Origin of the sequence: Silvimonas amylolytica (assembly GCF_014645555.1) — a bacterium.
GTDB lineage: Bacteria > Pseudomonadota > Gammaproteobacteria > Burkholderiales > Chitinibacteraceae > Silvimonas > Silvimonas amylolytica.
In genome coordinates this window covers 923,700-936,520 of record NZ_BMLY01000001.1, presented here as the reverse complement: position 1 = coordinate 936,520, position 12,821 = coordinate 923,700, and the positions used below count along the sequence as shown (strand labels likewise).

13 protein-coding genes are annotated in these 12,821 nt (G+C 57.0%); 9 read left to right on the top strand and 4 right to left on the bottom strand.

Annotated elements, in window-relative coordinates:
- Positions 1-35 precede the first annotated feature (35 nt).
- Together lhgD and glaH are read right to left on the bottom strand one after the other, a co-directional pair.
- Positions 36-1,241 carry an L-2-hydroxyglutarate dehydrogenase gene (gene lhgD, locus IEX44_RS04180; protein ID WP_229678738.1) on the bottom strand — a complete coding sequence of 402 codons (1,206 nt, stop codon included), beginning with the start codon at positions 1,239-1,241 and terminating at the stop codon, positions 36-38.
- Positions 1,238-2,188, bottom strand: coding sequence for a glutarate dioxygenase GlaH (gene glaH / locus IEX44_RS04175; protein ID WP_188689228.1), 951 nt, complete (start codon positions 2,186-2,188; stop codon positions 1,238-1,240). The genes lhgD and glaH overlap by 4 nt, the downstream gene beginning before the upstream one ends.
- A gap of 247 nt (positions 2,189-2,435) precedes the next feature.
- On the opposite strand from glaH, the gene IEX44_RS04170 reads away from it, so the two are divergent.
- On the top strand, positions 2,436-3,143 hold the full coding sequence (locus IEX44_RS04170) for an alanyl-tRNA editing protein (protein ID WP_188689224.1): 708 nt from the start codon (positions 2,436-2,438) through the stop codon (positions 3,141-3,143).
- Positions 3,144-3,195: 52 nt separating this feature from the next.
- Positions 3,196-3,768, top strand: coding sequence for a carboxymuconolactone decarboxylase family protein (locus IEX44_RS04165; protein ID WP_188689221.1), 573 nt, complete (start codon positions 3,196-3,198; stop codon positions 3,766-3,768).
- Here IEX44_RS04165 and IEX44_RS04160 read toward each other — a convergent pair.
- Both IEX44_RS04160 and IEX44_RS04155 read right to left on the bottom strand, forming a co-directional pair.
- On the bottom strand, positions 3,757-3,990 hold the full coding sequence (locus IEX44_RS04160) for a hypothetical protein (RefSeq protein ID WP_188689219.1): 234 nt from the start codon (positions 3,988-3,990) through the stop codon (positions 3,757-3,759). The genes IEX44_RS04165 and IEX44_RS04160 overlap by 12 nt on opposite strands.
- A gap of 94 nt (positions 3,991-4,084) precedes the next feature.
- Positions 4,085-5,104, bottom strand: a complete 1,020-nt coding sequence (locus IEX44_RS04155) for a LacI family DNA-binding transcriptional regulator (RefSeq protein WP_188689214.1) — start codon at positions 5,102-5,104, stop codon at positions 4,085-4,087.
- Between the two features lie 370 nt (positions 5,105-5,474).
- Between IEX44_RS04155 and IEX44_RS04150 the strand changes: the two genes are divergently transcribed.
- The 7 genes from IEX44_RS04150 (at position 5,475) to IEX44_RS04120 (ending at position 12,738) form a co-directional block, all read left to right on the top strand.
- Positions 5,475-6,728, top strand: coding sequence for an ABC transporter substrate-binding protein (locus tag IEX44_RS04150; RefSeq protein WP_188689212.1), 1,254 nt, complete (start codon positions 5,475-5,477; stop codon positions 6,726-6,728).
- Between the two features lie 283 nt (positions 6,729-7,011).
- A complete protein-coding gene (locus IEX44_RS04145; RefSeq protein WP_188689210.1) occupies positions 7,012-7,983 on the top strand; it encodes a carbohydrate ABC transporter permease in 972 nt (323 codons plus the stop codon).
- A 2-nt stretch (positions 7,984-7,985) separates the two neighbouring features.
- The gene (locus tag IEX44_RS04140; RefSeq protein ID WP_229678737.1) at positions 7,986-8,825 is read left to right on the top strand and encodes a carbohydrate ABC transporter permease; all 840 of its coding nucleotides are present in this window, start codon (positions 7,986-7,988) and stop codon (positions 8,823-8,825) included.
- Positions 8,826-9,044: 219 nt separating this feature from the next.
- Complete coding sequence (locus tag IEX44_RS04135) at positions 9,045-10,367, top strand: GH1 family beta-glucosidase (protein ID WP_188689208.1); 1,323 nt, start codon at positions 9,045-9,047, stop codon at positions 10,365-10,367.
- 5 nt (positions 10,368-10,372) lie between these two features.
- A complete protein-coding gene (locus tag IEX44_RS04130; protein WP_188689206.1) occupies positions 10,373-11,464 on the top strand; it encodes an ABC transporter ATP-binding protein in 1,092 nt (363 codons plus the stop codon).
- A gap of 210 nt (positions 11,465-11,674) precedes the next feature.
- Positions 11,675-12,337, top strand: coding sequence for a hypothetical protein (locus tag IEX44_RS04125; RefSeq protein ID WP_188689204.1), 663 nt, complete (start codon positions 11,675-11,677; stop codon positions 12,335-12,337).
- 17 nt (positions 12,338-12,354) lie between these two features.
- On the top strand, positions 12,355-12,738 hold the full coding sequence (locus IEX44_RS04120) for a hypothetical protein (protein WP_188689202.1): 384 nt from the start codon (positions 12,355-12,357) through the stop codon (positions 12,736-12,738).
- The last annotated feature ends 83 nt before the right edge of the window (positions 12,739-12,821 follow it).

The following is a 12,821-nucleotide window of genomic DNA, read 5'->3' as shown; positions in this document are numbered from 1 at the left end:
TGACCCTATGCATATCGCGCCGGCCCCGACCCAGGCTACGCCGGGACGCATCCGGCCACGTAGCGGCCGATCTCGATCGAGGCCGTTGCCGCAGGTGAAGGCGCGTTGCAGACGTGGATACTACGGTGTCCTGGTACGATCTGGAAATCATCAACCAGATCACCGTTGGCTTTGAGCCCCTGTGCGCGGATGCCGGCCGGGGCGGGCACCAGATCATCCGCGGTAATTTCGGGGATCAATTGTTGCAGGCTGCGCACGAACGCGGCTTTGCTCCAGGAACGGAGCATTTCCTGAGCACCTTCCCGCCAGTACCGCGCCGATAATTTCCAGAACCCTGGATAGCGCATGACCTCGGAGAAATCACCCAGATTGAAGTCGGTTTTCTCATAGCCCTCGCGGGCAAAGGCCAGCACCGCGTTGGGGCCAGCTTCAACGTGGCCGCCAATCATGCGTGTGTAGTGCACACCCAGAAACGGAAACGCCGGGTCTGGCACCGGGTAAATCAGGTGTTTGACCAGATAGCGCTTGTCCGGCTTGATCTCAAAGTACTCACCCCGGAACGGCACAATCTGCATGCCGGCATCCACGCCGCCCAGTTTCGCAACGCGGTCGCTGTGCAAACCGGCGCAGTTGATCAGAAAGCGGCCGCGTATCACCTCGCCAGCTTGCGTGACCACCTCCAGTTGATCCGTTTTTTCGATGACTTGCCGCACGGCCGAGCCAAGGCGGATTATTCCGCCGGAGGCTTCTATCAGTTCTGCGTATTTCAGACAGACCTGACGGTAATTGACAATGCCGGCTGAAGGCACCCGGATTGCACCCAGTCCGCGGACGTGGGGTTCGATCTCTTGCAGCGCTTGCGGGCCGATCCGCTGGACGTCCAGTTCGTTATCAAGGCCGCGCTGAAAGAGCTTTTCCAGCTGTGGCAATTCTTCCGGGCGTGTGGCAACGATCACCTTGCCGCACAGTTCATGTTCAATCTCATGCTCGCGACAAAACGCCACCATGGATTGATTGCCCGCACGTGCAAAGCGCGCCTTGAAGCTGCCCGGCTTGTAATAGATACCGGAATGGATCACGCCACTGTTATGCCCGGTCTGGTGCTGTGCCAAACCGTTTTCTTTTTCCAGGACGATGACCCGGGCCTTGGGAAAGCGGGCTTGCAACGCAACGGCAGAAGACAAACCGACAATCCCGCCGCCCACAATGACAAAGTCGAACACAGTGCTGGAACCGGTCACGCGGCATCCTCCGCAAATTCACCTCTGATCCGCATCAGTTCCCGGTGCAGTGCCGGATCTTTCTCGAAAGGGGCGCGTCCGTGCAGCCAGAACAGGTTATTGAGGACGATCAGATCGCCCGCCGGCAGCGGCAACGCCACGGTGCCGGAAGAGGACTCCATGGACTCAGACAGCGCGTTTAACCATTGCGCCTCGGCGACGGTTTGCGGATAGACAAACTGGTCAATAAAACAGATGCATGGGCGGTTGTTGCGCAGGAAGAAAGTCTGCCGCTGGATGGTTTGCCCCACGTTCTTGCTGGAAGGTGCCTTATAGGTAAAGGCGTGGCTGGCAAACGCGTGCGTGCTGAAGGTATTCAGTGATTCCCAGTCGTCCAGATGCAGAATGCGTGACTCACCGCCACGGGCATTGTGCTCGGCAAATTTCATCATCAACAGCCAGTCTGTGGGCTCGTCCACAAATGTCCCGTCTGTGTGCAGCGTAAACAGTCGATAGGCCTGACGCAGGTAAGAATCGCTGCTGTCTGTGTCTTTGACGGTAAACCGTGCGTAGAAAGTACCCGACATGGAGTCAAAATTGGCTACACCCAAAAGGTGCGCAATGGCCGTGCCGAATTTGACGAATTCTGCCGGTAGTTCCGTGGTGCCACGCATACCCAGCGTAAAACCACCCGATTCACGGTCATGGAGGATGTCTCGCAAATGCGTACGAAATGCGTGACCGAGCAAGTCGTCCAGCTTTTGCGCCAGGATAAAACGCATATAAGGGACGTATTCCAGCCGTTGCGGGTCGATGTCAGCCGTTGCTGTCATGAATTGCTGCAACAGGGCTGGCGCAATCTCAATGTGATACAGCCGTGCGTGGTGCGCGTGGGCCTTCACACACCAGTTAGGGTTTTCGGTCAGATAACGGGCTGGACGAGCAGACAACGAGAGCGGGGCATTCATCGCGTGCAGACTCCTTGGGGGAATGCAACCGAGTCTAGGCGCGGGTTTGATGCCGGACAATCTCGCGGCAGCCCCATTTAATTCAGTAAAACTGAATTGTTGCAGGAGTCGTTTTTGCGTCCGTTTTCGAATCGCCCATGGCATCGGCGCAGGTGTGTGGGCCAATCCGGGCAGACGGTGTATCTGACACAGTCCGAAACGGGTGGACTAAGCTCGCCTTATCTCGTAGTGCAAACCGGAGACACCCATGCAAGAGCGCTTTTATTTTGATCCATACCAGCAAACGCTGACGGCGACGGTTGTGCGGCACGATGAAAGCGGGGTGGTACTCAGTGAAACCCTGTTTTACCCCTTGGGTGGCGGTCAGCCTGGCGATACCGGTACGCTCACCCTGGCCGATGGCACGCAATTGACCATTACCGACACCCGCCGGGACAAGGAAACACGCGAGATCCATCACGTGTTAGGTGCTGGCGCTGCACCGCTGGCACCAGACACCCCGGTGACGCTTACGCTGGATTGGCAACGGCGCCACGCGCACATGCGTGTGCATACCTGTCTGCACTTATTGTCGGTGGTGATTAAAGCCGGTGTCACGGGCGGGAATCTCACGGCAGAATCCGGCCGGCTGGATTTCGATCTGCCTGAAGATATGGAGCTAGACAAAGATCACATCGAGGCTGAACTGAACCGGCTGATTGCCGAGGATCGGCAGGTGCGCGTACAGATGACCAGTGGCGAGGCGCTGCAACGCCAACCAGAGCTGATCAAGACCATGTCTGTGACGCCGCCGCTGCACTTGCCGGAAATCCGGCTGATTGAAATTGAAGGCGTTGATCTGCAGCCCTGTGGTGGTACGCATGTGGCGCGTACCGGTGAGATTGGCCCCGTGATCGTCAAAAAGATTGAAAGCAAAGGTGCTCGCAACAAGCGCGTGGTGGTGGCGCTTGCATGACGGGTCAATGGCGGCAGGTGTGGTACAACCTTGACGAAATCTGGAGTGTCTAATGAACGATCACACAAGGCCCGACCGGCTACCGCCACTGGCCATGGATGAGCTCAACGAGGCCCAGCGCAAAGCGGCCCAAGCCCTGATCGACGGCCCGCGCAAAGGTGTAAAAGGCCCGTTTGTGCCTTTGCTGCGCAGCCCGGAACTGATGGATCGCATTCAGCGCGTCGGTGAATACCTGCGCTACGACAGCATCTTGCCGCGACGGATCAACGAATGGGTGACAGCGATTGTGGCGCGTGAATGGAGTGAGCCATTTGAGTGGTCGGTGCATTACCCGCTGGCACGCGATGCAGGTGTGGCTCAAGCCACGCTGGATGAACTGGCACAGGGTGCCCGCCCACAGCAGATGGCTGTGGATGAAGCGCTGGCTTATGACTTCACCATGGAGCTGATGCGCAACAAGGGCATCAGCGATCTCACCTGGCAGCGCGCACTGACACAGTGGCAAGAACAAGGGGTTGTCGAACTGGTGGGGTTGATCGGTTACTTTACGGGGATGGTGATGATGCTGAATGCGGCCCACACACCGGCGATCAATCCGGTGCCGCTACCGGCTTTACCGCGCTGAAACAGCACTTTGTGGAAAACGATGGGCAAAAAGAAAGGGAGGCACAAAACTGCCTCCCTTTTTCATTTGCGACGACCCGCGTTCGAGCAATTCGCGCTTGAGCGCTTGTTTGTCGTCACGCCGTTTAATCTTGTGGCGCTTGTCGTGCGCGCCGGCGTGTCGCTGGCTGGCTGCCAGCGCAAACGGATTGCGCGGCACCAGGGTTTTGCCTCGGGTTTTCATGGTTCATCTTCCTGTGCTGATTAAAAAACAACAGCGGCCGGATCATCAGATCCAGGCCGCTGCGGCATTGTAACAACTTCAAATAACAGGTGTTTCAGATCCGTCGGACGGATTCGCGCTTCACCAGTTCGAACTGCGGTTGCACGACCGGTGTGGTCGAACCTTGCAGCATGCCCAGCAATGTTTGCCCGGCCAGCCGCCCTAGATCAAATGTGGGCTGACGGATCGTGGTCAAGGGCGGCAGCATGTAATTGGAAACCGCCAGATCGTCAAACCCGATCAATGAGATTTCTTCCGGTACGCGAATCCCCCGGCGATACAACCCCAACCGCGCGCCCAGGGCGCTCTGGTCGTTGGCCGCAAAGATGGCAGTAAACGGGCTGCGCGATTCCAGTAACTGATTGATCGCCAGTACGCCGCCGGTTTCGGTGAAATCGCCGCTGGCAATCAAACGCTGGTCTACCGCAATGCCGGCTTCCTGCAGTGCGCGCTTGTAACCTTGCAGGCGCTCTTCCGCATCAGGCTGACCCAGACGGCCACAGATATGCGCAATGCGGCGGTGTCCCTGACTGAGCAGGTATTGCGTCGCCTCAAATGCAGCCATCTCGTTATCGACTGCCAGACCCAGCGCACGGGGCAGGGCATCCAGACGGCGACCCGTGATCACCACGGGTACTTGTCTTGATAATGCCAGGATCTGCTTGTCGCTGGAGGTGGTCGTAAAGATGATGATGCCATCCACTCTTCGGCCGATGAGCAATTCCGCGTGATCTTTTTCCTCACGGGATTGCCAATGGCCACTCACGATCAAGAGCGCGTAGCCAGTACCTGAAATGGCGTGTTCCACCCCTTTGAGTTCTTCACCAAAGAAAGGGGAGCCCAGATCCTGGGTAATGATGCCGATGGTCTTGGTGCTGCCTGTTTTCAGGCTTTGCGCCAGTACATTAGGCGTGAAGTTCAACAGGTCGATCGCGCGGGAGATTGCCTCCTGCTTGATTTTGGAGACACCTGTCACGCCAGTCAGATAGCGTGACACCGTGCTGGCCGATACCCCCGCCTCACGCGCGACATCCTGCACCGTCACATTGTCTTTTTTTGCAGATTGGTCTTCCATTTTGCTTCTGTTGTTGGTTTGACTACACCGTGCTGCACTATTTTTGTGCGCAAACTGTCTGTTGTTATCAAGTTTAACGGTTTTGCAATCAGCGCATTGAATGATCGTGTTTACTGTTTTATAACCAGCTAAATCAATTATTTGCCTGACTTATTGTGCTTGCCTTGTCACAGTAACGCCAGGCAAGGGTTTTGGGTTGCCTTGTTGTAGTGCAAACGCTGCACCTACATGAAACCACTTATTGCCCTGGTAAAAAGGATGCCTGAAACTGAAAACGATTTCAAAAAAATCAGCGAAACACGCTTGAAAATGCTGCAATCGCGAAATCGATTTCAATGTTACTACAACCCCCAAGTCGTTGGAGAGAGCGATGAACAAAGTAGTACGACTCGCAGTAATGGGTGCTCTGCTGGCCGCCGCAGTACCGGCCCTGTCCGCAACGCCGGTAACCCTGACTGTTGCCAGCTTCCCGGATCTGGATCGTGACATCAAAGTTGCCATCCCGCTGTACAAGAAGATTCACCCTGAAGTCGAAATCAAACTGGTGAGCCGCGAACGCGTTGACCATGTGAACGCCGTGACCACCCAACTGGCATCCGGTACCGGCCTGCCTGACCTTGTTGGTCTGGAAATCGGCTTCGTGGGCCGCTTTGTCGCTTCTGGCGGTCTGGAAGACCTCTCCAAGGCACCGTACAACGTCGGTCAGTACCAAAGCCAGGTCACTGGTTATTCCTGGGCACAAGCCAAGGGCCCGAATGGCGACCAGTACGCCATTCCGGTTGATATTGGTCCGGGCACGATGTTCTACCGCAAAGACTTGATGGACAAGGCCGGCGTTTCGGAAGCCGATCTGAACAAGTCCTGGGAAAGCTACCTGGCCGCAGGCAAGAAGGTGAAGGCTGCGACTGGCGCTTACCTCGTTGCCAGCCCGGTGGACATCAAGGACATCTACATCCGTTCCAACCTGAAGAACGGCGAAGGCATCTACTTTGACAAGAGCGGCAAGGTCATTGTGGCCGGCAACCCGCGCTTCGAAAACGCCTTCAAGCTGGCTAAAGAAGCCCAGGACGCTGGCATCGCCGGCAACATCAAGCAGTGGACCAACGACTGGGCTGCAGGCTTTCAGCATGACCAGATCGCTACCCAGCCGATCGGCGCATGGCTGAATGGTCACCTGGCTCACTGGCTGGCTCCGGATGAAGGCGGCAAGTGGCGCGCGACCAACCTGCCGCAAGGTGCTTATGCATCGTGGGGCGGTTCGTTCTACGCCATCCCGGCCAAGAGCACGCACAAGACCGAGGCTTATGAGTTCCTGAAGTTCCTGACCCTGAACCGCGAGCAACAACTGGCTACGTTCAAGGAAATGGATGCCTTCCCGTCGCTGAAGTCTGCTCAAGACGACCCGATCATGTCCGAGCCGCTGCCGTACCTGGGTGGCCAGAAGGCACGTGAAATGTGGCGTGAAGCTGCCAAGCACATCCCGGAAATCCCGATCAACAAGAACGACGGCGTTGCTGAAGACATCATCAACGACCAGCTCGATCAAGTTGTGCATCAAAACAAGGACATCAAGGCCGCTCTGGCTGATGCCCAGGCTGACATCGAACGTCGCGCTCGTCGCTAAGCGTTTGAGTTGAGTACTACAAGGCGGCGGGCAGGGGAAACCTGGCCTGCCGCCTGTTTGACCGGGTTTGCATTTTCCTGGGTGTTGCGGGAACGTGATGCAGATGCGGCTTTGCCGGTGACGTGATCCAACCGAGGCTGCCACCGAGGGGAAAACCACGCAGGCCGGCAGGGCAGGGTGTTTTGCAAGCGTCCCGCAACCTGTTTACAGGGTGCCCGTTACAGGGTCGAAGGGCAGTTCCGTTCCTTTGGCTGTTTATTACCGGAACGCCGGAGCAAGTTTGATGGAATCCGTGTTGTCCCCCGCCGCCAGTGTTGAAACGCGGCCGCGTAAAAAGCGTATACAGGCCTGGAAATGGGCCCCGTATCTGTTTATCAGTCCCTTCCTGATTATCTTCTGTGTGTTTGGCATTTTCCCGCTGGTGTTCTCGGCCACGCTGTCATTTGCCCAGTGGGATCCGGCAGCCGGTTTTGGTGCCATCAAGTGGATTCACTTCGATAACTACAAGTTTGTGCTGACCGATTCGTGGTTCTGGAAGTCGCTTGGGAACACGGTCTATATCGCCATTGCTTCGGGCTTGCCGCAACACCTTGTGGCGATTCCGTTTGCGGCATTCCTCAGTACCGTTATCCGTGGCCGCAATGCGGTCCTGGGCGCGTACTTCATGCCGTTTATTACCTCGAGCGTTGCCATTGCGCTGATTTTCAGCTCCTTGTTCTCCAAAGATTTTGGCGCCATTAACGCCATCCTGATGTGGCTGCACAACGTGCCGGGCATCGGGATCATCTTCCCGGATCACAAGATTGACTGGTTGCTCGATACCTCCCTCGTGAAGCCGACCGTGAGCTTTGTGGTGTTCTGGCGTTATGTAGGCTGGAATACCGTGCTGTACCTTGCGGCCATGCAGACCATTCCGGAAGACCTGTACGAAGCCGCCACGCTCGATGGCGCCGGCACCTTCCGCAAGTTCTGGCACATCACACTGCCGATGATCCGTCCGATGATGTTCTTTGCCGTCTCACTGACGCTGATCAACAACCTGCAGCTGTTTGAAGAGCCGTTCATTTTGCTGGGCGACAACGGTGGTATTGGTCAGGCCGGTATGACTACTGCCATGTATATGTATCGTACTGCGTTCTATTTCAGTGATTTTGGTACGGCGTGTGCCATTTCCTGGGTGATGTTCATCGTGATTGCCGTGCTCTCTTATGGCAACCACAAGCTATTCGCCCTTGCCGGCGGCAAGGAGGAATAATCATGGCCATGGTCAATACCCGCAAGACTTACGCGCGGCCCATCGCCTGGGCCATTGTGTTGGTGGGTGCCGTACTGATGCTGGCACCGTTCTTCTTCACCTTTGTGCTGGCTACGCAACCGCGTGACCGCATTTACCAGATTCCGCCACCCATGTGGTTTGGCACGAATCTGATGAAGAACATCCATACGCTGACGGACATGATTCCGTACTGGCACAACCTGGGCATGAGCTTTTACGTGGCCGTGATGACCACCGTACTGGCGCTGTTCTTTTGCTCCATGGCCGGTTACGCCTTTGCCATGTACGAGTTCCGCTTCAAGAAGGCGCTGTTCACCATCGTGCTGGGCAGCATGCTGTTGCCGCCGTTCCTGGGGCTGATCCCTACCTTCATGCTGATGAACTTCATTGGCTGGCTGGATCAACCGCGTGCACTGTACCTGCCGGCTGCGGCCGCTGCGTTTGGCATCTTTTTGATGCGCCAGTACATCAGCTCGGCGGTGCCCAAAGAACTGATGGAAGCTGCACGGATTGATGGTTGTGGCGAGTTCCGTATTTACTGGAACGTGGTCCTGCCGCTGATTGGTCCGGCACTGGGTACGCTGGGTCTGATCACCTTCATCAGCAGCTGGAACAGCTTCTTGCAGCCACTCGTGATCATGCACTCGCCCGAAAGCTTTACCGTGCCGGTGGCCTTGCGCTCCATGCAAAGCCCGACCAACACGGACTGGGGCGCGGTGATGGCGGGTTCTGCCATTGCAGTGCTGCCGCTGTTGATTCTGTTTGCCTTGTTCTCGCGTCGCTTGATTGCAGGTCTGACTGCCGGCGCCGTGAAGGGCTAACTGACGAAGTACCAGATACCAACACCACCAGACTTTTCCGTTTTCAAAACACCGTATACGTCCCACCCGGCCATTGGTCGGGCAGGGAGGGTGTTTTTGCAAACTGCCCTGAAAACGTTTTCAGTCTGGTTGGTCGAATGATTTGAACGAAGTAACCGAAGGTGACGTTGGCAGGCGCACCACCTGATTGATTGAATTTTGAATCCAAACGGAGTTGCCATGACTACCCTGAATTTCCCCCGCGACTTTATCTGGGGCACTGCCACCAGTTCTTTCCAGATCGAAGGCGCTACTGACGTTGACGGCCGCGGCCCGTCTATTTGGGACACGTTCTGCGCTACCCCAGGCAAGATCAGCGATGGCAGCGATGGCACCGTGGTGTGCGACCACTATCACCGCTACAAAGAAGACGTCGCCATCATGGCGAGCCTGGGCCTTGATGCCTACCGTTTCTCGATTGCCTGGCCGCGTGTGCAGGCCAAGGGTTTTGGCGAGTGGAACGAAGCCGGCTTCAAATTCTACGAGAACCTGATTTCCGAGCTGGAAGCCAAGGGTATCAAGCCGCACATCACCCTTTACCACTGGGATCTGCCGCAAGCGCTGCAAGATCGCGGCGGCTGGGCCAACCGTGAAACCGTGAAACTGTTTGCTGAATACGCCGCTGAAGTCGGCCGTCGCTTCGGTAATCGTGTTGCTTCCATTGCTACCCACAACGAACCGTGGTGCACGGCGTATCTGGGCAACCATCTGGGCCGTTTTGCTCCGGGCTTCAAGGATGTGGCACTGGCGAACCAGGTTTCGCACCATTTGCTGCTGTCGCACGGCGAAGCCATCAAGGCGCTGCGCGCACTGAACATCTCCGCCCAACTGGGTATCGTGCTGAACCAGTCTGATGCTGATCCGGCGACCGATAGCGCCGCTGACAAGCGCCAGGCTCAACTGGAATACGAAAACTTCACCGGCTGGTTCATGGACCCGATCTTCAAGGGCCACTACCCGCCGCTGGCGCTGGAAGTATATGGCGATGCCGCCCCGAAAGTGCAGGATGGCGACTTTGAAATCATCGGCCAGAAGATCGACTTCCTGGGCGTGAACTACTACTTCCGCGCCTGGTGCTCGACCGATACGCCGAAGATTCCGGAACCGTGCGAACTGGGCCGTACTGACATGGGTTGGGAAATCTATCCGAAGGGTTTGACTGACTTGCTGCTGCGCCTGAAGCGCGAATACGCTGATCTGCCACCGATCCTGATCACCGAAAACGGCATGGCCAACCCGGACAGCATCAAGGATGGCGCAGTCAACGATCCGCAACGCATCGACTTCCTGCAACGCCACCTCTCCGCACTGAAAGATGCGATGGATGCTGGTGTGGACATCCGCGGTTACTTTGAGTGGAGCCTGCTGGATAACTTTGAATGGGATTCGGGCCTGTCCAAGCGTTTCGGTATCGTGCATGTGGATTACCAGACCCAGAAGCGTACGCTCAAAGACAGCGCACACTGGTACCGTGAATTCATCAGCCAACAGAAAAAAGGCTGAGCATCATGTCTGCCATTTCACTGAAGAACATCAAGAAGGCCTACGGCGATAACGCGCCGGTGATTGATGGCCTGGATCTGGAAGTCAAAAAGGGCGAATTTGTCGTGTTCGTCGGCCCGTCCGGCTGCGGCAAATCCACGCTCTTGCGCATGATTGCCGGTCTGGAAGACATCACCGGTGGTGACCTCTTTATCGAGGGCGAGCGCGCCAACGATCTGCATCCGTCCGAGCGCGGCATTGCCATGGTGTTCCAGAGCTACGCACTGTACCCGCATATGACGGTGGGTGAGAACATGGGCTTTGCGCTCAAGCTCTCCGGCATGGACAAGAACAAGATCAAAGAGGCCGTGGGCCGTGCCGCCGAAGTGCTGCACATCACGCACCTTTTGCACCGCAAGCCGGCCGCGCTCTCGGGTGGTCAGCGTCAACGTGTGGCCATTGGTCGCGCCATTGTGCGTCAGCCCAAGGTGTTCTTGTTTGACGAGCCGTTGTCCAACCTGGATGCCTCGTTGCGCGTACAGATGCGGATCGAACTGGCCCGCCTGCACCGCGAACTGGGCACCACCATGGTCTACGTTACGCACGATCAGGTGGAAGCCATGACGCTGGGCAACCGTATTGCCGTGTTCAACCAGGGCAAGCTGGAGCAAGTTGGTGCGCCGATTGAGCTCTACAAAGAGCCCAAGAGCACTTTCGTGGCCGGTTTCCTGGGTTCGCCCAAGATGAACTTCCTGGCCTGCCAGACGGCCGGTGGTGTTGCTGGCAACCTGCTGCTCAAGGTGGGTAGCGAGCAACGCCTGACGCTGGATCGTGCTGCAGCTGGCGAAATGCCAGGTGACGTTACTCTGGGTATCCGTCCGGAGCATGTGCGTGTGGTTGGTGCTGGTGAAGGCCTGCAAGCGCGGGTTGATCTGGTAGAAAACCTGGGCGATACGCAATTGGTGCACACCGCTGTGGCCGGCTGCGCCGAGCCGTTCTCCATCCGCTTGCCGGGTGATGTGGACGTGCCGCGCGTGGGCGACACGGTGGGTCTGCACATTGAAGCCAGCCGTGCGTTGTTGTTCGACCGCGGCGGCCGGGCGCTGGAACTGGCCTGATCGGCGTGTTGTTTCGTATCATGCAAGGCCCCGCAATCGCGGGGCTTTTTCTTTATGATGCTCGATTGTGACGTAGCAGCCCGCGGGCTTCGTTGCACTCACTTGCCGTACCCCGTGTACTGTCGGCGTTCGCGCGCGCCTTACCATCGGGCCGCTTTGCCACCATCCTGGATTTGCCGGAATACTTTGATGTTTTTTGCTGGACATGACATGCCCCGTTTTGCCCTGACTGGCCTGCTCACTCTGGTGTGCGCCACCCCCATTCACGCCGCCCCTGTCGCACCCACGGTCGGCGCACCGTTTGCCGTGACGGGTGAGCGCGTGACCACGCAAATCCCCAAGGGCTGGAAACTGGCCTGGATGCAGGGTGATCCTGCTGGCGGCTTCATGGCCGAATACCTGCCCGAAGGCGAGGACATCAACCACTGGCGCGGCGAATATCTGGCCATTGCGCGTTTTCCATACCCGTCTGCGACCGTGCTCAAGCAGATGACGGAAAAGAAAGTGCATATCTCTGAAGTGGCACTCAGTCAGTTCATGAGCGCCACGCAAGCCGGCTGCGGCGGCAAGCGCGACGAAATGCCACATGGGTTGAACCAGATTGATGGACTTTTGTTTGCGGTGAGCGGGGGCTTCTGCGACAAACTGGAACCCGCAGCACCCTTTGGTGAAGGGCAGTTTGTGGCGTTCATTGAAGGCAAGGATTTTTTGCACAAAGTGCAGTATTCGTGGCGGCCGGGCAGTGCGTTTGAGGCCAGCGCCAACAAGCCCATGCGTCTACCCAAACAGAAAACCGTCCAGTACCTGGAGGCCATCAAGGCCAGCCGGCTGTGTGATGGCAGCTATAAAGCATGCACGGGCAATTTCCTGTAGCCCGGTGAGTCATCTCTATGCGCATTTCGGTCGAATCGCTTGAAACACAAGCCCTGAAACAGTTGGGGCAAGAGGCGATACAACAGCTGCAAGCGCAGGACTTTGCCGGGTTGGCTCAGCGATTTGGCTATGCAGTTGCATTTGGCCGTGATCTGGCCACGGCCATTCGTGAAGATCTGGCGCTGGCGCCTGTCGCGGTGGGCTTGCTGGATCAAGACATCGATCCGGTTGGAACCATTTCGGTAACGTTTCTCACGCCCAATGCTACCGGGCTGGTTGCGACTATCGAATGCATCGCCCGTGATGCGGTGTCTGTCTTTACGCTGGAACTGATTATCACAGGCACAGAGAATGCGTTTGATGTGACACTCGAAGGTGTCATGCGCGTCTGCGCTGGCTGAGTGACACGTGCATTGGCACAGATGCGAATTCTTTTTGTCAGGGTCGTGCGGACAAGGGCGCTTTACATGCTAACAAGCGGTGT

Excerpts from the sequence above, each read along its gene's own strand:
- IEX44_RS04135 (WP_188689208.1), top strand. The coding sequence starts at position 9,045 with ATGACTACCCTGAATTTCCCCCGCGACTTTATCTGGGGCACTGCCACC.
- IEX44_RS04160 (WP_188689219.1), bottom strand. The coding sequence starts at position 3,990 with ATGAAAACCCGAGGCAAAACCCTGGTGCCGCGCAATCCGTTTGCGCTG.
- IEX44_RS04155 (WP_188689214.1), bottom strand. The coding sequence starts at position 5,104 with ATGGAAGACCAATCTGCAAAAAAAGACAATGTGACGGTGCAGGATGTC.
- glaH (WP_188689228.1), bottom strand. The coding sequence starts at position 2,188 with ATGAATGCCCCGCTCTCGTTGTCTGCTCGTCCAGCCCGTTATCTGACC.
- IEX44_RS04130 (WP_188689206.1), top strand. The coding sequence starts at position 10,373 with ATGTCTGCCATTTCACTGAAGAACATCAAGAAGGCCTACGGCGATAAC.
- IEX44_RS04145 (WP_188689210.1), top strand. The coding sequence starts at position 7,012 with ATGGAATCCGTGTTGTCCCCCGCCGCCAGTGTTGAAACGCGGCCGCGT.
- IEX44_RS04140 (WP_229678737.1), top strand. The coding sequence starts at position 7,986 with ATGGCCATGGTCAATACCCGCAAGACTTACGCGCGGCCCATCGCCTGG.
- IEX44_RS04170 (WP_188689224.1), top strand. The coding sequence starts at position 2,436 with ATGCAAGAGCGCTTTTATTTTGATCCATACCAGCAAACGCTGACGGCG.
- IEX44_RS04120 (WP_188689202.1), top strand. The coding sequence starts at position 12,355 with ATGCGCATTTCGGTCGAATCGCTTGAAACACAAGCCCTGAAACAGTTG.
- IEX44_RS04150 (WP_188689212.1), top strand. The coding sequence starts at position 5,475 with ATGAACAAAGTAGTACGACTCGCAGTAATGGGTGCTCTGCTGGCCGCC.
- IEX44_RS04125 (WP_188689204.1), top strand. The coding sequence starts at position 11,675 with ATGCCCCGTTTTGCCCTGACTGGCCTGCTCACTCTGGTGTGCGCCACC.
- IEX44_RS04165 (WP_188689221.1), top strand. The coding sequence starts at position 3,196 with ATGAACGATCACACAAGGCCCGACCGGCTACCGCCACTGGCCATGGAT.